Raw genomic sequence first — 19127 nt, 5'->3', positions numbered from 1 at the left:
CAAATTTTTATTATATTTTATGATTTTGGTATTTTTAATTGGCTTAGTACCAATGGTATTAAAATAGCTGAGGGAGTGGACTTATGTTTTTAAAATCTATAGAGATAAGAGGTTTTAAATCCTTTGCAGATAAGACGGAATTAAGCTTTAAAAAGGGTGTAACAGCAGTGGTTGGACCCAATGGAAGTGGAAAAAGTAATATATCTGATGCTATAAGATGGGTGCTGGGTGAGCAGAGTGTTAAAAGCCTAAGAGGAGGAAAAATGGAGGATGTCATATTTGCAGGTACCCAGTATAGAAAACCTGTTGGACTTGCACAAGTATGTTTAACTCTTGATAACTCATCAGGGGAGCTTCCTATAGATTATAGTGATGTTAATATTAGCAGAAGGCTTTATCGCTCAGGTGAAAGTGAATACTTCATAAATAATACACCCTGCAGATTAAGAGACGTTCATGAATTATTTATGGACACAGGTATAGGGAAAGAAGGATACTCCATAATAGGGCAAGGAAAAATAGATGCTATATTAAGTGGTAGACCGGAAGAAAGAAGAGCTCTTTTAGAGGAAGCAGCAGGTATAGTGAAGTTTAAGTCAAGAAAAGATGAGGCGCAAAAAAAACTAGATTTAACGGAGCAAAATCTAGTAAGAATAAATGATATAATAAGTACTTACGAGGAAAGACTTGAACCTTTAAGAATAGATAATGAAAAGGCAAAAGAGTTTTTGGATTTGTCTTCTAAATTAAAAGATTTAGAGGTGTCTTTAATAGTAAAAAGATTAACTGCTATAAATGAAAGTATTTCAAAGCAAAGGATGAGTCTAGAAGAAATAAGTAATGAAATTCAGTGCTTACAAATTGATCAAAAGGAAGTTAAAGGTTTTTTAATAAAGCAGGAAAATCTTTTAGATAACTATGAAAATCAAAATAAAGTTGATAAGGAACAGTATTATAAAATAAAAGAGACAATACAAAGACTTCAGTCTCAAATTCAAATTACTGAAGAAAGATGCATAAATTCAAATAAAAGTATAGAAGCAAATAAAAAAGAGATAGCTACCTTACAGAATAAATTAAATGTTTTTGAAGAAGAGAAAATAAATAATGAAGAGAAGCTAGTAGAGAATCAAAATAATCAAAGCAAGTTAAAAGAGGAGATAGTTAATTCAGAAGAACATATAAAAAACTTAAATGAAGAGTTTTTAGAGCTAAAAAAAGAAATCAATACATTAAGAGAAGACGCTATAGAAATATTAAGAGATATATCAGAATTTAAAAATCAAAGATCTAGGATAGAAAATGATATAGATTCTTTAAAAGTAAAAAAACAACAGCTTAAAGATTATTGTGATAATTATAAAAATTCATTAAGTATAAATAATACTACATCTATCATGCTTATAAAAGAAAAAGATAAATTCCAATATAATATTAAAAATTTAGAAGGAGATATAAAAGAAAATAAGAAACAATTAATAAAGTTAAGAAATGAGATAAATGATTTAGAAGTTAAAATAAAAGAAAAAAGTAGAAGTGTAACCAAATTAGAAGCTAATCGTAATGCACTTATAAATTTAGAGAATAATTACGAAGGATATAATAAATCTGTTAAGACTTTAATGAGTAGGATTAAAAAAAGGGAATTAAATATAGATAGTGATAAATGTTGGGTTTTAGGTGATGTAATCAATGTATCTTCGGATAATGAAGTAGCTATAGAAATCGCCTTAGGTGGAGGAATTTCAGATATAATAACAGATAATGAAAATCAAGCTAAGTATTTAATAGAATATCTTAAAAGAAACAACTTAGGGAGAGCTACTTTCTTGCCTTTAAATATTATACAGGGAAAAGAAATTGCACTAAATAATGATATAAAATCCATTGAGGGATATGTAGGAATTGCTAGTGAAATTATTAGCTTCCCTGATAAGTTTAAAAACGCCATTGACTATCTTTTAGGAAGAACTATTATTTGTAAGGATATGGATAGTGCACTGAAGGTAGCTAAGAGAGTAAATTATAAATATAAAATTGTTACTCTACAAGGAGAGGTTTTAAATACTGGTGGAGCCCTTACTGGAGGAAGTATATATTATAAAAACACAAATATTATAGGTAGAAAAAGAGAAATTGAACAATTAAAAACGGATATAGAAGAACATAATATTATTATAGAAAAATTAAATTTACAATTGATTAATTCTAAGGAAACCTATAAAGATATTGATGATAACTGTTTAAAACTAAAAGATGAAATTCATTATAATTATCTTGAAATAGCCAAAATAGAAGAAAAAATACTTGCTATGAACTCTGAAAGAGAGAGATTAAATAAGAGTATAGCTACTTCAGAGGAGGAAATGGCTCTAATAGAAGAAAATATAAATTTAAACCATGAAGCTTTAAAAAAGAAGAATGAGTATATTTCTAATTTAAATAAAAAAGATAAAGAATCTCAAGATAGAATAAAATGGATAGAGGAATATATAAAAGATAAAGAAGAAGATTTAAAGGGTAAAAAGGATAGACTTACGGAATTAAAGATTAGAAAAGCTCATATTGATGAAGTAGTATCTAATAAAATAAAAGACTTGATTAGAATATCAAAGGATTTAGAGGAAGTTAGTTCTAAGCTTTTAGAAATAAAAAGTGCTATAATACAAGAAGAGGAAGCCCTTTCTAAAGGAGAAAAAGATATTGATTTATTGAAGAAAAAAATAAATGAACATGAAAATAAAGGTGAAACCTTAAAGGAAACCTTCCAAAGCTACGAAACTGAGAGCATAAAAATTAAAAAAGATATTTCTAATTTAAAAGCTAAGATAGAAGAATTTCAATTGCTAATTCAAAAGAAGGAAGATGAAAAGAATAAAGTTAATCTTAATAAAACAAGATTAGAAATTGAAGAAGAAAATTTATATGAAGAATTAAATAATCAATTTTCTTTAAGTTTTGTAGAAGCTTTAGATTTAGCTAGAGAAATAAAAAATGAATCTTCTGTAAAACAAGAGATATTCGAATTAAAAAAAAGCGTATCAAACTTAGGTACAGTTAACTTAGGTGCTATAGAAGAGTATGAAGAGGTAAAAGAAAAATATGGCTTTATGAGTAATCAAAGAGAAGATTTAAATGAGGCTAAGGATGAGCTTATAGAAGTTATCAATGATATGATAAAAAAGATGAAAGAAGTTTTTACCTCTAATTTTAAGGTGTTAAGAGAAAATTTTAATGAAACTTTTAGAGAGCTTTTTAAAGGTGGAAGTGCAGATCTTATATTAGGAGAAGGTGATGAGCTTACTGCAAATATTGAGATTAATGTTCAGCCACCAGGAAAAAAACTTCAAAACATAAATCTTATGTCAGGAGGAGAAAAGGTTCTATCAGCAATAGCCTTGCTATTTGCTATATTGAAAATGAAACCTACACCATTTTGTATACTAGATGAAATTGAGGCAGCTCTGGACGATGCTAATGTTTATAGGTATGCAGAATTTTTAAAAGAGTTTTCTAGCAACATTCAATTCATAGTCATAACCCATAGAAAAGGAACAATGGAGGCTTCAGATATGCTTTATGGTGTTACTATGGAGGAAAGAGGAATTTCTAAAATAGTGTCAGTAGATTTAAGTGCTTAATAAGGAGGAATACAGATGTTTGGAGGATTTTTTGAAAAATTAAAGTCAGGATTAACTAAGACTAGAGATACACTTACAGATAAGGTTAATGAAATTTTAAATTTAGCTGTAACTATAGATGATGATTTATATGAAGAATTAGAAGAAATCTTAATAACTTCTGATATAGGAGTAGAGACTTCTGTGGATATCATAGATAGACTAAAGGTTAAAATTAGGGAAGAAAAAATAAATGACCCTAATATGATAAAACCTTGTTTAAAACAAGTAATAAAAGATATGCTTACAGATAAAAAACAACAGGTTGATGATAATTTTCCAAAAGTACTTCTTATAATAGGAGTAAATGGGGTTGGTAAAACAACTTCTATTGGAAAACTTGCTGCAAAGTATAAAAATGACGGTAAAAAAGTCATTTTAGCTGCAGCAGATACTTTTAGAGCTGCTGCAATAGACCAGTTAGAGGTATGGAGCAATAGAGCTGGGGTAGACATAGTAAAGCACCAAGAAGGCTCAGATCCAGCAGCGGTGGTATATGATGCAATTCAAGCTTCTAAAGCAAGAAAAGCTGATATTTTGTTTTGTGACACAGCAGGTCGACTTCATAATAAGAAAAATTTAATGGATGAACTTTCAAAAATTAATAGGATAATTGATAGAGAGTTTAAAGAAGCAAAGAAGGAAACTTTATTAGTATTAGATGGTACTACAGGACAGAATGCAGTAATTCAAGCAAAGCAGTTTATGGAGGTAAGTCCATTAGATGGAATAATATTAACAAAACTAGATGGCACTGCTAAAGGTGGAGTTGTAATATCTATAAAAAGGGAACTTGATGTGCCAGTAAAATATATAGGTGTTGGTGAATCCATAGAAGACCTTCAAGAGTTTGATGCAGAAGCCTTTGCGGAAGCTTTATTTTAATATTAAAAAGTCTCTTTAAAATAAAAATTTATCTTTAAAATAAAAAAAAATTAAGGTGTTAAGCAAAAGTACTTGACACATCTATTTAGTTTTGGTATGATTTTTTTTGTGAGTTAGGTGATTTAAATGGAAGATAGATTTGCCATCTCCCTATTGCTTGATTTTTATGGAGAACTATTAACAGAAAAGCAAAAGAAAATAATGGATTTATACTACAATGAAGATTTTTCATTGGCGGAGATAGCAGAGATAAATGAAACTAGTCGTCAAGCTATACATGATACTATTAAAAGATGTTATAAGTTATTGATGACCTATGAAACAAAATTAAAGTTATTAGAAAAAAGTTTGCGTTTATCAAGTGATATAAAAATTATATGTAATAAGCTAGAAAATCTTCAAAAAGGTTTTGATTTAACAGAAGAAAACTATATTGAAATTGAAAATATAAAAAATATTCTTTTAAAAGATATTAATATTTAGGAGGATTAACATGGCTTTTGAAGGATTAACATCCAAACTTCAAGAAACTTTCAAGAAGTTAAAGGGAAAAGGTAAGCTTTCTGAAAAAGATATAAAGGAAGCCATGAGAGAGGTTAAACTTGCTCTTTTAGAAGCAGATGTTAACTATAAAGTAGTTAAGAAGTTCATAAGTATTGTAAGTGAAAAGTGTGTAGGGTCTGAAGTTTTAGAAAGTCTTACTCCAGCTCAACAGGTTATAAAGATAGTTAATGATGAATTAACAAATCTAATGGGAAGTGATGAAAGTAAGATAAGTTATTCAGATACAGGAATTACAGTAATCATGCTTGTAGGACTTCAGGGGGCAGGTAAAACCACTATGGGAGGTAAGCTTGCACTTCACTTAAGGAAAAAGAATAAGAAACCTCTTCTTGTAGCTGCTGATATATATAGGCCTGCAGCCATTAAGCAATTGCAGACTGTAGGAAAGCAAATAGATGTGCCTGTATTTTCTATGGGAGATAAAATAAATCCTGTAGATATAGCAAAAGCATCATTAGAACATGCTAGAAATAATGGAAACAATATTGTTATAATAGATACAGCTGGTAGGCTTCACATTGATGAAGAATTAATGAAAGAATTAAAGGATGTAAAATCAGCTGTGAATCCTCAAGAGATTTTATTAGTGGTAGATTCTATGACAGGTCAAGATGCAGTTAATGTTTCAGAAACCTTTAATAATAATCTTGACATCTCCGGAGTTGTATTAACAAAACTAGATGGAGATACAAGAGGAGGGGCAGCACTATCTATTAGAGAGATTACACAAAAACCTATTAAGTTTGTGGGCATAGGTGAAAAAATGAATGATATAGAAGTTTTTCACCCTAATAGAATGGCTTCAAGAATATTAGGTATGGGAGATATATTATCTCTAATTGAAAAAGCTCAGCAATCCATAGATGAAAAAGAAGCTAAAGAGTTAGGAAATAAGATATTAAATCAAGATTTCAACTTTGAAGACTTTTTAATAGCTATGAGTCAAATGAAAAAGCTTGGACCTTTAAATAAGTTAATGGATATGATACCAGGGGCTAATGCAAAGGAACTTCAAGGTGTAGATTTTGCTCAAGGTGAAAAAGAGATGGCTAAGATGGAGGCCATAATAAACTCAATGACAGTTAAAGAAAGAAGAAATCCAAGTCTCTTAAGTACACCATCGAGAAAAAAGAGAATAGCTCAAGGTTCCGGTGTTACAGTACAAGAGGTTAATAAGATAATAAAAAGTTTTGAAAGTATGAGAAAGATGACTAAGCAAATGAAGGGTATGCAAAAGAATATGAAAAAAGGTTTCTTTGGAAAATTCCCATTTGCTTAAATATAAATCAGAAGTATTAAGCCCTGTAGGGAAGATCTTTTAAAGGAGGTGAAAATAATGGCAGTAAAAATAAGACTTAGAAGAATGGGTGCAAAAAAAGCTCCTTTTTACAGAGTTGTTGTAGCTGATTCAAGAAGCCCAAGAGATGGTAGATTCATAGAAGAAATAGGATACTACAATCCAGTTGCTGAACCAGCAGTAATCAAAATTGATGAAGAAAAAGCAGCTAAATGGATGGATAATGGAGCACAACCATCAGAGATAGTTAAGAAGCTTTTTGTAAAGGCTGGTATAAACGATAAGCTTTCAAAGTAATTACTTGGGAGGTGAATTCTGCTTGAGACTTTATTAAAAGTCTTTTAGCAGAAGTTTTATGAAGGAACTAGTTGAAATAATAGCTAAATCATTAGTAGATAATCCTGAGATGGTACAAGTAAATGAAATAACTGGAGAGCAATCTATAATTTTAGAATTAAAAGTTGCTCCAGAAGATATGGGTAAAGTTATAGGAAAACAGGGAAGAATAGCAAAAGCTATCAGAACTGTTGTTAAAGCTGCGGCAATTAAAGAAAATAAAAGAGTAATTGTTGAGATTATATAACATACTTTTCAATTCAGAGTTAGGTTTATTCCTAGCTCTTTTTGATTAAATTATATTTGGTGGTGAATATATGAAAGAGTATTTATCTGTAGGTCAGATAAGCAAACCTCATGGAGTAAAGGGAGAAGTTAAAGTAATACCTTTAACTGATGACATTAAAAGATTTAGAAAATTGAAAAAGGTACATATAGATGAGGAAGAAAGAGCCATAATATGGTGTAAATTTCAGGCGGATAGGGTTATACTTAAAATTGAAGGTATAGATACTATGGAAGAAGCTGAAAAGCTAAGAAATAAGGATATTAAGGTTAAAAGGGAAGATGCTATAAAGTTGCCAAGAGATAGTTATTTTATAGTAGATTTGCTAGAATGTACTGTATATGATACAGATGAAAATAAAATTGGAAAGATGTATGATGTTATTAAAACTGGTAGCAATGATGTGTATTGGGTTAAAGGAGAAAAAGAGATATTGATACCAGCTATAAAAGATGTGGTAGTAAAAATAGATATTGACTCTCAAAGGATTGTAATAAAGCCTATAAGGGAGTGGCAATATGAGGATTGATATATTAACACTGTTTCCAGAAATGTTTAATATATTTGATTATAGTATATTAGGCAGAGCAAAAGAAAAGGGGCTTGTTGATATAAATTTACACAATATAAGAAATTTTAGCAGTAATAAACATAAAAAAGTAGATGACTATCCTTACGGCGGTGGTGCAGGTATGGTTATGTCTGCTCAACCTATAGTAGATTGTATAAAAAATGTAAAAGAAAAAAATATTGGAAAGGTAATATTTCTGGGACCAAGAGGAGAAAAATTTACCCAAGATAAAGCCAATGAATTGTCTAAAGAGCCAGAACTTATATTTTTATGTGGACACTATGAGGGTATAGATGAGAGAGCTTATAAGTATATAGATGAAGAAATTTCTTTAGGGGATTTTGTACTTACAGGGGGAGAAATGGCTTGTATACCAGTAATAGATAGCATATGTAGGCTTATACCTGGTGTTCTTGCTACTAGCCAGAGTTATGAAGAGGAGTCTTTTTATAATGGGCTTTTAGAATATCCCCAGTATACTAGACCTGAAACTTTTCAAGGGGAGAAGGTTCCTCCTGTACTTATTTCTGGACATCACGAAAATATAAGAAAATGGAGAAGAGCTAGATCTCTTATAATAACTAGAGAAAAGAGACCGGATCTTTTTAAAAAATTTAATTTAACAAAGGAAGATAAAAAATTATTAAATAATATTACGAAATTATAAAAAATATTATTGAATAAAGTAGCCATATATGATAAAATATCATCTGTGCTAGTACGGGCGGTCCTCTATCATGTACAAGTGGTAAGAACGTCAATTTATTTAAGGAGGGAATGCACAATGAACGAATTAATAAGATCTATAGAATCACAACAAATCAGAAATGACCTACCAAATTTTGAAGTAGGAGATACAGTAAAGGTTCACGTAAAGGTTAAAGAAGGAAACAGAGAAAGAATACAAATGTTCGAAGGAACTGTTCTTAAGAGACAAAATGGTGGAATAAGAGAAACATTTACAGTAAGAAGATTAGCTTCAGGAGTTGGTGTTGAAAGAACATTCCCAGTTAACTCTCCAATAGTTGAAAAGATAGAAATAGTAAGAAAAGGTAAAGTAAGAAGAGCTAAATTATTCTACTTAAGAGATAGAGTAGGTAAAGCTGCTAAAGTTAAAGAACGTATCTAATCTATATAGACAGCTACATAAAATGATTTTTATGACAAGAAGGGACTTTTATAGTCCCGTTTTTGTTATTTAGAAATATATATTTTGTAAAAATGAAAGGGAGTGAGGATAGTGGCAATAAATTGGTTTCCAGGTCATATGGTAAAAACAAAAAGAGAGATAAAAGATAATCTTAAATTGGTAGATGTGGTTATTGAAATTAGAGATGCTAGAATAGTTAAATCTAGTAGCAATCCTGACATAAACGAACTTTGTCAAAACAAGCCTAGAATAATATTGTTAAATAAATCAGATTTAAGCGAAAGTAAGGTAACTAAGCAGTGGATTGATAATTTGTCTTCTGAAAAAATTAAGCTTTTAGAGGTGAATAGCTTAACAGGAGAAGGAATTAAAAATATAAAACCAACTATATCTCAGCTTTTAAAAGAAAAAGAAGATAGGATGAAAGCTAAAGGCCTTAAAAGCATAATATGGAGAGCAATGGTAGTAGGTATACCTAATGTTGGTAAGTCTTCTTTTATAAACAAGATGGCTAAAAATAGCATTGCTAAAGTAGGAGATAGACCAGGAGTAACTAAAAATAAGCAATGGATAAAAACCTCACTAGGCGTTGAGCTTATGGATACACCTGGTATTCTATGGCCAAAATTTGAAGATGATGAGGTTGCATTAAATTTAGCATTTACAGGATCTATTAAAGATGAGATTATGGATGTAGAAGAACTAGCATTAAAGCTTATCGAAAGACTAGCTAGTAATTATCCAAAGAATCTTATTGAAAGGTATAAATTAGATACTGTAGAGGGCACGGCCTTAGAGATAATGGAGGCTATAGGTAGAAAGAGGGGAGCTATAATATCTGGCGGTAATATAGATTACAATAGAGTAGCTATAATGCTATTAGATGAATTCAGAGGTGGAAAGATAGGAAAAATATCTTTAGAAACACCTTAATTAAGGGGGAATAACTTTGAAGGATATCTTATTAAAAGAAAGCTATGAAAAGTTATCCGTTGATGTTTTAAAGAGTTATGTTAATTCCTTAGACATGGGGATTTTAGATGAAAGTGAAGCAGCTTATATACAAAATAAATTCCAAGAGGACAGAAGAAAGTCTGTTAATAGTTTAGGGAAGAAACTTATGAAAAACTATGAAGGTTATAATAAAGAACTACAAAGGGTAGAAAATCTCTACAATTTTGATAGAAGTTTTAATGAATATCACATTATTGCTGGAGTTGATGAAGTAGGAAGAGGGCCTTTGGCAGGACCTATAGTTTCGGCGGCAGTTATATTAGATTTAAGAGTATGTTCTAAGGAAATGATTTTAGATATAAATGACTCTAAAAAGTTAAATGAGCATAAGAGAGAAATTTTAAGTAAAATAATAATATCAAAGGCTTTAGCTTATTCAATATCTTTTTGTAGTAATGAAGATATTGATAAGAAAGGCATAGGGTTTTGTAATAATGAGGTTTTTAAAAAAGCAATAGCTAGTCTTAAAATAAAACCTAATTTAGTATTGTCCGATGGTTATACTATAAAAGAATTTTCTTTACCAAATAAGGCTGTAATAAAAGGAGATTCGAAAAGTGCTAGTATAGCTGCAGCTTCAATTGTAGCAAAGGTTTATAGAGATAATTTAATGAAAAAATATCATGAATTATATCCCGAATATGATTTCATAAGTAATGTAGGATATGGAACTAAGAAACACATTGAAGCTATAGAAAAGTATGGGGCGACTCCTATACATAGAAAAAGCTTTCTAAATAATATCATAGGCGAAAAGCATCTTTAATTAGCGTTATTTTATGTAGATTATTATGATTAAATAGTACCTCTATTACATCAAATCTAAAAGTGTCTTTATATAGTTTTTTCTTTTGTATATAAAATTCAGCAGTTAAATATATTTTATGCATTTTACGGTAGGTTATGGATTCTAAAGCAGTGCATACATTGTCTCCATACCTACTTTTTACTTCTATAAAGCAAACATAATCACCATCTTTGGCTATAATATCAATCTCACCTATTCCACATGAGAAATTTGTTTCGATTAATTCATAACCTTTCTGAATTATATAGTCTAAAGCTAAAGATTCACCATGATACCCTAAAGACTTTTTAAAAGATTTCAATTCATTACCTCTTTTCTAGTAATTTTTTCATATATAAATTTTACTTTTCTTACTACACTTTTAATGGTTCTTCTCTATTACTGCAGATTCTAGATTTCCACTAAACATAGAAAATACCTATAGGTGCAGAAGGATGAGCATATATAATCCTCTTTTTACTTCAGTGCACCCTATGAAGCCTATTTACTTACTGCCTTATATTTAATTACTTTGGTGGTTCAAGAGGATGCATACATATATAGTGGGGGAGCAAGCATATCAGTTATTTTAATAAATTACATAAGTCAATTAAAATAAGAAGTAACTAATGTTAATAATAAATAAGTAAATAACTACAAGTTATTATTAACATTAATTATATAATTATACATAATGGTCAATAATTAACATGAGGTGATTTTGATTATGGCTATTAAAATTTTTAGTGCAGCTTGTACTGGTATTGATGGATTTTTAGTAGATGTAGAGGTAGATATCTCCAAAGGGTTACCAAACTTCACCATAGTTGGCTTAGGAGATACAGCTGTAAAGGAGTCTAAGGAGAGAGTAAGGACAGCTATTATAAATTCTGGTTTTGAATTCCCAGTAGGAAGGATAACTGTAAATCTTGCTCCTGCTAGCATAAAAAAGGAAGGAGCAGTTTTTGATTTGCCTATTGCATTAGGCATATTACTAGCTAGCTCACAAATAAACTATTCTGATATAGATAGATTTGTATTTATGGGAGAGCTTTCTCTTAGTGGAGGATTAAGACCTATAAAAGGAATTCTCCCAATAATATTAGAGGCTATGGAAAAAGGCATAAAAGATTTTATTGTGCCTTCAGAAAATATTAAAGAATGCATGATAACTAACGATATAAGAGCTTTTCCATTTGATGATTTAAATCAGATTACGCATTTTTTGAATTATAGAGATGTACTTCCTTATAGCCAGGATTTTAATGATGAGGATATAGAAGAGCTAGATTATAGTTTTGATGATGTAATAGGCCAAGAAAGCGTAAAACGTATATTAGAAGTATCAGCTGGAGGTTTTCATAACATATTGCTTTATGGACCACCAGGATCAGGTAAAACAATGTTAGCTAAAAGGATGCCAAGTATTCTTCCTTATTTAAGTTATGAAGAATCTTTAGAGGTTACAAAAATATATAGCGTTTCTGGAAATTTATCTAAAGAAGAAGGATTAATAAGAAAACGACCTTTTAGAAGTCCTCACCATAGTATTTCAAAAACTGCCTTGGTAGGTGGAGGAAGAGAGCTAAAGATTGGAGAGATAACACTTGCTCATAATGGTGTGCTTTTTTTGGATGAAATACTTGAATTTGATAAAAGTATACTTGAATTACTAAGGCAGCCTTTAGAGGATGGAAAAATAAATATAACTAGGCTTACAGGTTCAGTAACATATCCTGCCAACTTCATTTTTATGGCTAGTTTAAATCCATGTCCTTGCGGATACTATTTATCCCAATCTTCCGTTAAGCAATGCATATGCAATTATAATGAAAGAAAAAGGTATTTAGAAAGATTATCAGGTCCTTTATTAGATAGAGTTGATTTATTTTCTTTTGTACCTCCTCTAAAATATGATGATATAAAGGGAAAAAACACATATAAATCCTCTAAAGAAATAAAGGAGAGAATACAAAAGGTAAGAGAGGTTCAAGTGGAAAGATTTAAAGGAAGTGGTATAAAGTATAATTCGGAGATGAAGGGGGAATATATAGAAAGATTTTGCAGGTTGAATGAGGAATGTAGCTATATGCTAAAAGCTGTTTATGAAAAATATGGACTTAGTACAAGAGCCTATTATAAGATATTAAAGGTATCTAGAACTATAGCAGACTTAAATGGAAATAAAGATATAAAAAAAGAAGATATTATAGAAGCTATACAGTATAGAAGATTTGTTAAAGATATTATTTAAAAAAAAGTATGCTCCGAGACCTTTAAGTTTTTAGAGGATGGAGTATACTTTTAGTTATATTTTACTAGAATAATGGCTATAATTTAGAAAAAAAGATTTTAAGGTGATGTATATGAATAATTATGAATTTAATTTTATATTAAGTGATATATCTAATAATAAAAAGGTTTTACTATTAGAAGCTTATGGAGATCCACAAAATATATACGATAATATGATTACTCAGAGAAATAGCAATTATTTTATGTATATATGGAGTAAATTAGAAGAAAGTTTAAGTAAGGATACAGAAGAATTTATAGAAAAATTAGAAAAAAATCATATAAAATATTGTTTTTATGGAGATAGCAAATATCCAGAACAATTAAGACAGGTAGAGGATCCTCCTTTTGTGTTATTTTATAAAGGAAATGTGAAAAGGTTGCAAGGAGGTACTAATGTAGCTATAATAGGCTCCAGAAGGTGTAGTGATTATGGAGAAGAAATGACTAAATATATAATTAAGAATTTAAAGGACTATGATATCAATATAATAAGTGGAGGAGCTAGAGGAATTGATAGTATATCTCATAGACTATCTTTAAATGAAGATATATATACATGTAGCATATTGGGGTGTGGATTAGATGTAGTTTATCCAAAAGAAAATAAAGGTTTATATGAAGAGATTTCTAAAAAAGGATGTATTATTTCTGAGTTTATGCCTGGAACTGAGCCTTATAGGATGAATTTTCCTAGAAGAAATAGAATAATAAGTGGATTAAGCAAATTAGTTATAATAGTAGAGGCTGCACAAAGAAGTGGAACTCTAATTACTGCAAGTTATGCTTTATCTCAAGGCAAGGATGTTATGGCTGTACCAGGAAGCTATTATTGGAAACAAAGCAGAGGATGTAATGAACTAATAAGGGATGGAGCATATGTATTTACAGATATAGATGATATATTAGATATATTGAAGGTATCTAAAAAAAGTAAAGGGAAAAATAATAATAGAAAAAGCTTAAATAAAAATTTTTTGATGAAGTTTATAGAGGATAGACCTATACATATAGATGAAATAGCTAACAAAAGTAATATTGACATAAAGGTATTGTATGAGTTATTATTTGAAATGCAACTTACTGAAGAAATAATATGCTTGGCAGGTAATTATTATGTTAAAAATATTTAAATTAATATAAAGATATATTGGGATTACATTATGTAGGGGGTGAAATCTCCATTTTTATTATGGAGTAGTATATGGGACAAAATTTAGTAATTGTTGAATCACCAGCAAAGGCAAAAACTATTGGGAAATATTTAGGTAAAAATTTCGTTGTAGAGGCTTCTATGGGGCATGTTAGAGACTTACCTAAAAGCCAGTTAGGGGTAGATGTAGATAATAATTATAACCCTAAATATATAACTATAAGGGGTAAAGGTGAATTATTAGAAAAGTTAAGAAAGTTAGCTAAGAAAAGTGATAAAATCTATTTGGCTACGGACCCTGATAGAGAAGGAGAAGCAATTTCTTGGCATTTAGCAACTGCATTAAATATAGATAAAAAACAGAAATGCAGAATAGAGTTTAATGAAATCACTAAAACTGCTGTAAAAAGTTCTATAAAAAGTCCTAGAGAGATAGATGAAAATTTAGTAGATGCTCAACAGGCAAGAAGAGTTCTTGATAGACTAGTAGGTTATGAAATAAGTCCAATTTTATGGAGAAATGTAAAGTGGGGTCTTAGTGCAGGAAGAGTACAATCAGCAGCTTTAAATTTAATATGTGAAAGAGAAGAAGAAATAGAAAAGTTTGTTCCAAAAGAGTATTGGACAATAGATAGTTTACTTTCAAAGGATAAATCAAAGTTTACTGTAAAACTTACAAATTATAAAAACAAGAAAATAGAAATAAACAATGAAGAAGAAGCAAATAATATTATAGATCAAATAAAAAAAGGAGAATTCATAGTAGAAAAGATAAAAAAATCTGTAAAAAACAAAAATCCTCTTCCACCTTTTACTACGAGTACATTGCAACAGGATGCTTATAAAAAAATAAATTTTTCTACTAAAAGAACTATGGCTGTAGCACAGCAACTGTATGAAGGGGTAGATGTAAAGGGACATGGAACTGTAGGACTAATTACTTATATGAGAACAGACTCTGTAAGGATATCCAATGAAGCTCAAAAGGCTACAGCAGATTTTATTGAAAAAAACTATGGGAAAGAGTATATACCAAAAGAAATAAGAACATATAAAGGAAAGAAAAATGCTCAAGATGCCCATGAAGCTATAAGGCCAGCAGACGTAAATATAACACCTGAGCAAGTAAAGGGTAGCTTAAAAGATGAGCAATATAAATTGTATTCTTTAATATGGAATAGATTTGTAGGAAGTCAAATGGCTTCCTGTGTATTAAATACCATTTCAATAGAAATAAAGAATGGTGACTATACTTTTAGAGCTAATGGATCATCAGTTAAATTTGAAGGATTCATGAAAATATATGAGTATTTAGTAGAGGAAGAAGAAGGAAATACGAAAATTCCAGAGCTTAGTGAAGGTGAAATTTTAAAATGCAATAAAACAGATGGAAAACAACATTTTACTCAACCGCCAGCAAGGTATACTGAAGCAAGTTTTGTAAAAATTATGGAGGAAAAAGGTATAGGAAGACCTAGTACTTATGTTCCTACAATTTCCACTCTTTTTGATAGAAAATATATAGAACGAGAGAAAAAAAGTTTATTTCCAACAGAATTAGGTAAGATAGTAAATGACATAATGGAAAAATATTTTAAGCAGATAGTAGATATAGAATTTACTGCTGCTATGGAGACAAAATTAGACAGTATAGAAGAGGGAGAGGAAACTTGGAAAAAAGTAGTGGATGAGTTTTTTAAACCTTTGAAGACTTCCATAGATATAGCAGAAAAAGAAATATCTAAAATAACCATAGAAGATGAAGTTAGTGATGTTCCCTGCGATAAGTGTGGCAGAATGATGGTAATTAAGTATGGTAGATTTGGTAAATTTTTAGCTTGCCCTGGATATCCAGAGTGTAAAAATACCAAACCTATAGTAGAAGAGTTAAAAACCCCATGCCCTAAATGTGGTGGTACTCTAGTAGTTAAAAGAAGTAAGAAAGGTAATAAATTTTATGGATGCTCCAACTATCCAAATTGTGATTTTGTTAGTTGGGCTGAACCTTCAGAAGAGAAATGTAGTGAATGTGGTACTTTTATGTATAAGAAATACAGTAAATCCAAAGGAAATTACTTTGAATGTTCCAATTCAAATTGCAAACATAAAAAATACGTGGATAAAGAAAAGCAGGATTAATTGATGATATTTTTGATTAAATATGAATTTTATTTAAACATAGGTAGTAATATGTCGAATTAATAAAATTACAGTTGAAAATCATTGACTAGTGTGATATTATAATTTAGGTAAAGCTATGACAATTCTAAATATTTAAATTGTTTAAAATATTAAAACAATTTACAGCTGTATAAATTATAGAGGAATACTATTATTTATATACTACTTATTACAAGGAGGAAATAAAATGTCCACGTTATTAAATAAGACCAGAATGCTAAACAAAATACTGCAAAAATCTGGAGCGGAACCAGTTATATTTGATGATATCTGTAAGCTTTTAAGTGAAGTACTTGAGTGTAACGTATATATAGTTAGCAGAAAAGGAAAAATTTTAGGTCATAATTTTTCAAAAGGATTTGAGTGCGATAGAGTTAAAAGCAAAATATTAAATGAAGGAAGATTTCCGGAGGAGTATAACAACAGTCTTTTAAATATACACGATACATTATCTAATGTTGCTAATAAAGGAAATTGTGTTTTTGAAGATAGTTGTGAATGTAATCTAATAGGAAAGAACTCAACTATAGTTCCTATTATAGGAAATAGGGATAGAATAGGAACTTTACTTTTAGCTAGGTTTGGAGATTCTTTTACAGATGATGATTTAGTTTTAGCAGAATATAGTGCTACAATTGTAGGCCTTGAAATGTTAAGAGCTAAGCAAGATGAAATAGAAGAAGAAGCTCGTAAAAAAGCAGTAGTTCAATTAGCTATAGGAACATTATCCTATTCTGAATTAGAAGCAGTGGAACACATATTTAATGAATTAGATGGACCAGAAGGTCTTTTAGTTGCTTCTAAAATAGCAGATAAGGTGGGAATTACAAGATCCGTTATTGTAAATGCTCTTAGAAAGTTTGAAAGTGCTGGAGTAATTGAATCCAGATCTTTAGGAATGAAGGGTACTCATATCAAGATATTAAATGATAAGTTACTAGATGAATTAAAAAAAATAAAGTAAAGGGATAAAACCTTTTACTTTTTTTATGGATAAGAAGGAAAAATAAATTAAAATTTAAAATAAATATTGATACTATACTAACCTTATGATATACTATCAAAGGAGAAAATACACACATTATCCAATTTATAAAAGGGTGCCCTAGAGGTATTTTATAGATATGAAGATAATGGAGGTAAAAACCAAGGAGGTAAAAACAATGGCAGTAATTTCAATGAAACAATTATTAGAAGCAGGTGTTCATTTTGGACATCAAACTAGAAGATGGAACCCTAAGATGGCTCCATATATATTCACAGAAAGAAACGGAATATATATAATAGATCTTCAAAAAACAGTTAAGAAGATAGATGATGCTTATGATTTCGTTAGAGAGTTATCAATAGAAGGAAAAGATGTTCTTTTTGTTGGAACTAAGAAACAAGCTCAAGAAGCTATCCAAGAGGAAGCTGTAAGATCAGGAATGCACTTTGTTAACAATAGATGGTTAGGTGGAATGTTAACAAACTTCAAAACTATAAAAACTAGAATAAAGAGATTAAATGATTTAAGACAAATGGAAGAAGATGGAACATTCGATGTTCTTCCAAAGAAAGAAGTTACTAATCTTAAAAACGAAATGGAAAAATTAGAAGCTAACTTAGGCGGAATTCAAGACATGGATGTTAGCAATGTAGGAGCATTATTTGTTGTTGACCCAAGAAAAGAAAAGAATGCTGTATCAGAAGCTAAGATATTAGGAATACCTGTAGTAGGAATAGTTGATACAAACTGTGATCCAGATGAAGTTGACTATGTAATACCAGGAAATGATGATGCCATAAGAGCAGTTAAATTAATAACAGCTAAAATGGCAGATGCCATTATCGAAGGAAGACAAGGGGAACAGTTAGCAGAATAACTATAATTAATATAAGAGGTAGGTGAGGCATATGTTTCATTTACCTTTTAAACTAACCAATAAGGAGGAATTAAAATGATTACTGCACAATCTGTAAAAGAATTAAGAGACAGAACTGGCGCTGGAATGATGGATTGCAAAAAGGCTTTAACTGAATCTAACGGAGATATGGAAAAGGCTGTTGAAATATTAAGAGAAAAAGGCTTAGCAGCAGCTGCTAAGAAGGCTGGAAGAGTTGCAGCTGAAGGAATAGTTGAGACATTCGTTTCAGATGATAAGAAAAACGCTGGAATGATTGAATTAAACTGTGAAACAGACTTTGTTGCTGTTAATGAAGAATTTATGGCGCTTGCTAAAAATTTAGCAAAGATGGCTTCAGTATCTAACGCAGCTGATGTTGATGCTTTCATAGAAGAGAAATACATAGCTGATGAAACTAAATCTGTAAAAGAAGTTTTAACAGAATTAATAGCTAAACTTGGAGAAAACATGAATGTTAGAAGATTTGTTAAATTTAACATTGAAAATGGAGCAATTTCTAGCTATGTTCATGGATCAGGAAGAATTGGAGTTTTAGTTGAATTAGGATGTGAAAAACATAGTGAGATATTAGAAGAAGTTGCTAAAGATGTTGCAATGCAAGTAGCAGCTGCAAATCCACTATTCCTAGATAAAACTTCTGTAGACCAAGATGCAATAGAAAAAGAAAGAGAAATCTATAGGGTTCAAGCTTTAAATGAAGGAAAACCTGAAAAGATAGTTGATAAGATGGTTGATGGAAGAATACAAAAATACTACAAAGAAGTTTGCTTAGTTGAGCAAGTTTGGGTAAGAGATCCTGATTACACTATAACAAAGTATCTCCAAGCAAAATCTAAAGAAGTAGGATCAGAAATAAAGATCAATAGATATGCAAGATTTGAAAAAGGTGAAGGAATAGAGAAAAAAGAAGAAAACTTTGCTGAAGAAGTTCAAAAGCAAATGCAGCAGGGAAAATAAAAAAGAGAACACTGCAGTGTTCTCTTTTTTTAGAAATATCTATTCTAAAGTAATAATTTTATTG

The 19127-nt window shown here is 30.1% G+C and carries 18 protein-coding genes; 17 read left to right on the top strand and 1 reads right to left on the bottom strand.

Features of this window, described 5'->3' with window-relative positions; translation table 11 throughout:
- Positions 1 to 83 precede the first annotated feature (83 nt).
- The 11 genes from smc to KQI89_RS03570 all read left to right on the top strand — a co-directional run bounded on the left by smc (position 84) and on the right by KQI89_RS03570 (position 10549).
- Positions 84 to 3641 carry a chromosome segregation protein SMC gene (gene smc, locus KQI89_RS03620; RefSeq protein WP_216455942.1) on the top strand — a complete coding sequence of 1186 codons (3558 nt, stop codon included), beginning with the start codon at positions 84 to 86 and terminating at the stop codon, positions 3639 to 3641.
- A gap of 15 nt (positions 3642 to 3656) precedes the next feature.
- On the top strand, positions 3657 to 4565 hold the full coding sequence (gene ftsY / locus KQI89_RS03615; protein ID WP_216455941.1) for a signal recognition particle-docking protein FtsY: 909 nt from the start codon (positions 3657 to 3659) through the stop codon (positions 4563 to 4565).
- A gap of 126 nt (positions 4566 to 4691) precedes the next feature.
- Positions 4692 to 5048, top strand: a complete 357-nt coding sequence (locus tag KQI89_RS03610; protein ID WP_216455939.1) for a putative DNA-binding protein — start codon at positions 4692 to 4694, stop codon at positions 5046 to 5048.
- A 10-nt stretch (positions 5049 to 5058) separates the two neighbouring features.
- Entirely contained in the window at positions 5059 to 6408 is a 1350-nt protein-coding gene (ffh, locus tag KQI89_RS03605; protein ID WP_216455938.1) for a signal recognition particle protein, read from the top strand.
- A gap of 57 nt (positions 6409 to 6465) precedes the next feature.
- On the top strand, positions 6466 to 6723 hold the full coding sequence (rpsP, locus tag KQI89_RS03600) for a 30S ribosomal protein S16 (RefSeq protein WP_032121759.1): 258 nt from the start codon (positions 6466 to 6468) through the stop codon (positions 6721 to 6723).
- Positions 6724 to 6781: 58 nt separating this feature from the next.
- Entirely contained in the window at positions 6782 to 7009 is a 228-nt protein-coding gene (locus tag KQI89_RS03595) for a KH domain-containing protein (protein ID WP_032121758.1), read from the top strand.
- A gap of 70 nt (positions 7010 to 7079) precedes the next feature.
- A complete protein-coding gene (gene rimM / locus KQI89_RS03590) occupies positions 7080 to 7577 on the top strand; it encodes a ribosome maturation factor RimM (RefSeq protein WP_032121757.1) in 498 nt (165 codons plus the stop codon).
- Positions 7567 to 8286, top strand: coding sequence for a tRNA (guanosine(37)-N1)-methyltransferase TrmD (trmD, locus tag KQI89_RS03585; protein ID WP_216455937.1), 720 nt, complete (start codon positions 7567 to 7569; stop codon positions 8284 to 8286). Before rimM ends, trmD begins: the two co-directional genes overlap by 11 nt.
- Before the next feature lie 117 nt (positions 8287 to 8403).
- Positions 8404 to 8748 carry a 50S ribosomal protein L19 gene (gene rplS, locus KQI89_RS03580; protein WP_032121755.1) on the top strand — a complete coding sequence of 115 codons (345 nt, stop codon included), beginning with the start codon at positions 8404 to 8406 and terminating at the stop codon, positions 8746 to 8748.
- Positions 8749 to 8859: 111 nt separating this feature from the next.
- The gene (gene ylqF / locus KQI89_RS03575; protein ID WP_216455935.1) at positions 8860 to 9702 is read left to right on the top strand and encodes a ribosome biogenesis GTPase YlqF; all 843 of its coding nucleotides are present in this window, start codon (positions 8860 to 8862) and stop codon (positions 9700 to 9702) included.
- A gap of 16 nt (positions 9703 to 9718) precedes the next feature.
- Positions 9719 to 10549: a ribonuclease HII gene (locus KQI89_RS03570; protein ID WP_425514063.1), complete on the top strand. Its 831-nt coding sequence runs from the start codon at positions 9719 to 9721 to the stop codon at positions 10547 to 10549.
- On the opposite strand, the gene KQI89_RS03565 is transcribed toward KQI89_RS03570, so the two are convergent.
- Positions 10527 to 10892 (bottom strand): YraN family protein, encoded by a 366-nt coding sequence (locus KQI89_RS03565; RefSeq protein WP_032121752.1) that lies wholly within the window; start codon positions 10890 to 10892, stop codon positions 10527 to 10529. The two genes, KQI89_RS03570 and KQI89_RS03565, sit on opposite strands and share 23 nt — an antisense overlap.
- A 405-nt stretch (positions 10893 to 11297) precedes the next feature.
- Between KQI89_RS03565 and KQI89_RS03560 the strand changes: the two genes are divergently transcribed.
- The 6 genes from KQI89_RS03560 (at position 11298) to tsf (ending at position 19063) form a co-directional block, all read left to right on the top strand.
- Entirely contained in the window at positions 11298 to 12824 is a 1527-nt protein-coding gene (locus KQI89_RS03560; protein ID WP_216455934.1) for a YifB family Mg chelatase-like AAA ATPase, read from the top strand.
- Between the two features lie 112 nt (positions 12825 to 12936).
- Positions 12937 to 13998 (top strand): DNA-processing protein DprA, encoded by a 1062-nt coding sequence (dprA, locus tag KQI89_RS03555; protein WP_216455932.1) that lies wholly within the window; start codon positions 12937 to 12939, stop codon positions 13996 to 13998.
- A 71-nt stretch (positions 13999 to 14069) separates the two neighbouring features.
- Positions 14070 to 16157, top strand: a complete 2088-nt coding sequence (gene topA / locus KQI89_RS03550; protein ID WP_216455931.1) for a type I DNA topoisomerase — start codon at positions 14070 to 14072, stop codon at positions 16155 to 16157.
- Between the two features lie 229 nt (positions 16158 to 16386).
- Positions 16387 to 17163 carry a GTP-sensing pleiotropic transcriptional regulator CodY gene (gene codY, locus KQI89_RS03545; RefSeq protein ID WP_032121748.1) on the top strand — a complete coding sequence of 259 codons (777 nt, stop codon included), beginning with the start codon at positions 16387 to 16389 and terminating at the stop codon, positions 17161 to 17163.
- Positions 17164 to 17362: 199 nt separating this feature from the next.
- The gene (gene rpsB / locus KQI89_RS03540) at positions 17363 to 18064 is read left to right on the top strand and encodes a 30S ribosomal protein S2 (protein ID WP_216455930.1); all 702 of its coding nucleotides are present in this window, start codon (positions 17363 to 17365) and stop codon (positions 18062 to 18064) included.
- 75 nt (positions 18065 to 18139) lie between these two features.
- On the top strand, positions 18140 to 19063 hold the full coding sequence (tsf, locus tag KQI89_RS03535) for a translation elongation factor Ts (RefSeq protein ID WP_032121746.1): 924 nt from the start codon (positions 18140 to 18142) through the stop codon (positions 19061 to 19063).
- The last annotated feature ends 64 nt before the right edge of the window (positions 19064 to 19127 follow it).

Origin of the sequence: Clostridium simiarum (genome assembly GCF_018919175.1) — a bacterium.
GTDB lineage: Bacteria > Bacillota > Clostridia > Clostridiales > Clostridiaceae > Clostridium_L > Clostridium_L simiarum.
This window is presented reverse-complemented; position numbering and strand designations above follow the sequence as displayed.

Coding starts and splice junctions, on each gene's coding strand:
- rplS (WP_032121755.1), top strand. CDS start 8,404: ATGAACGAATTAATAAGATCTATAGAATCACAACAAATCAGAAATGAC.
- KQI89_RS03610 (WP_216455939.1), top strand. CDS start 4,692: ATGGAAGATAGATTTGCCATCTCCCTATTGCTTGATTTTTATGGAGAA.
- KQI89_RS03595 (WP_032121758.1), top strand. CDS start 6,782: ATGAAGGAACTAGTTGAAATAATAGCTAAATCATTAGTAGATAATCCT.
- KQI89_RS03560 (WP_216455934.1), top strand. CDS start 11,298: ATGGCTATTAAAATTTTTAGTGCAGCTTGTACTGGTATTGATGGATTT.
- dprA (WP_216455932.1), top strand. CDS start 12,937: ATGAATAATTATGAATTTAATTTTATATTAAGTGATATATCTAATAAT.
- topA (WP_216455931.1), top strand. CDS start 14,070: ATGGGACAAAATTTAGTAATTGTTGAATCACCAGCAAAGGCAAAAACT.
- smc (WP_216455942.1), top strand. CDS start 84: ATGTTTTTAAAATCTATAGAGATAAGAGGTTTTAAATCCTTTGCAGAT.
- tsf (WP_032121746.1), top strand. CDS start 18,140: ATGATTACTGCACAATCTGTAAAAGAATTAAGAGACAGAACTGGCGCT.
- rpsP (WP_032121759.1), top strand. CDS start 6,466: ATGGCAGTAAAAATAAGACTTAGAAGAATGGGTGCAAAAAAAGCTCCT.
- trmD (WP_216455937.1), top strand. CDS start 7,567: ATGAGGATTGATATATTAACACTGTTTCCAGAAATGTTTAATATATTT.
- rimM (WP_032121757.1), top strand. CDS start 7,080: ATGAAAGAGTATTTATCTGTAGGTCAGATAAGCAAACCTCATGGAGTA.
- rpsB (WP_216455930.1), top strand. CDS start 17,363: ATGGCAGTAATTTCAATGAAACAATTATTAGAAGCAGGTGTTCATTTT.
- ffh (WP_216455938.1), top strand. CDS start 5,059: ATGGCTTTTGAAGGATTAACATCCAAACTTCAAGAAACTTTCAAGAAG.
- ftsY (WP_216455941.1), top strand. CDS start 3,657: ATGTTTGGAGGATTTTTTGAAAAATTAAAGTCAGGATTAACTAAGACT.
- codY (WP_032121748.1), top strand. CDS start 16,387: ATGTCCACGTTATTAAATAAGACCAGAATGCTAAACAAAATACTGCAA.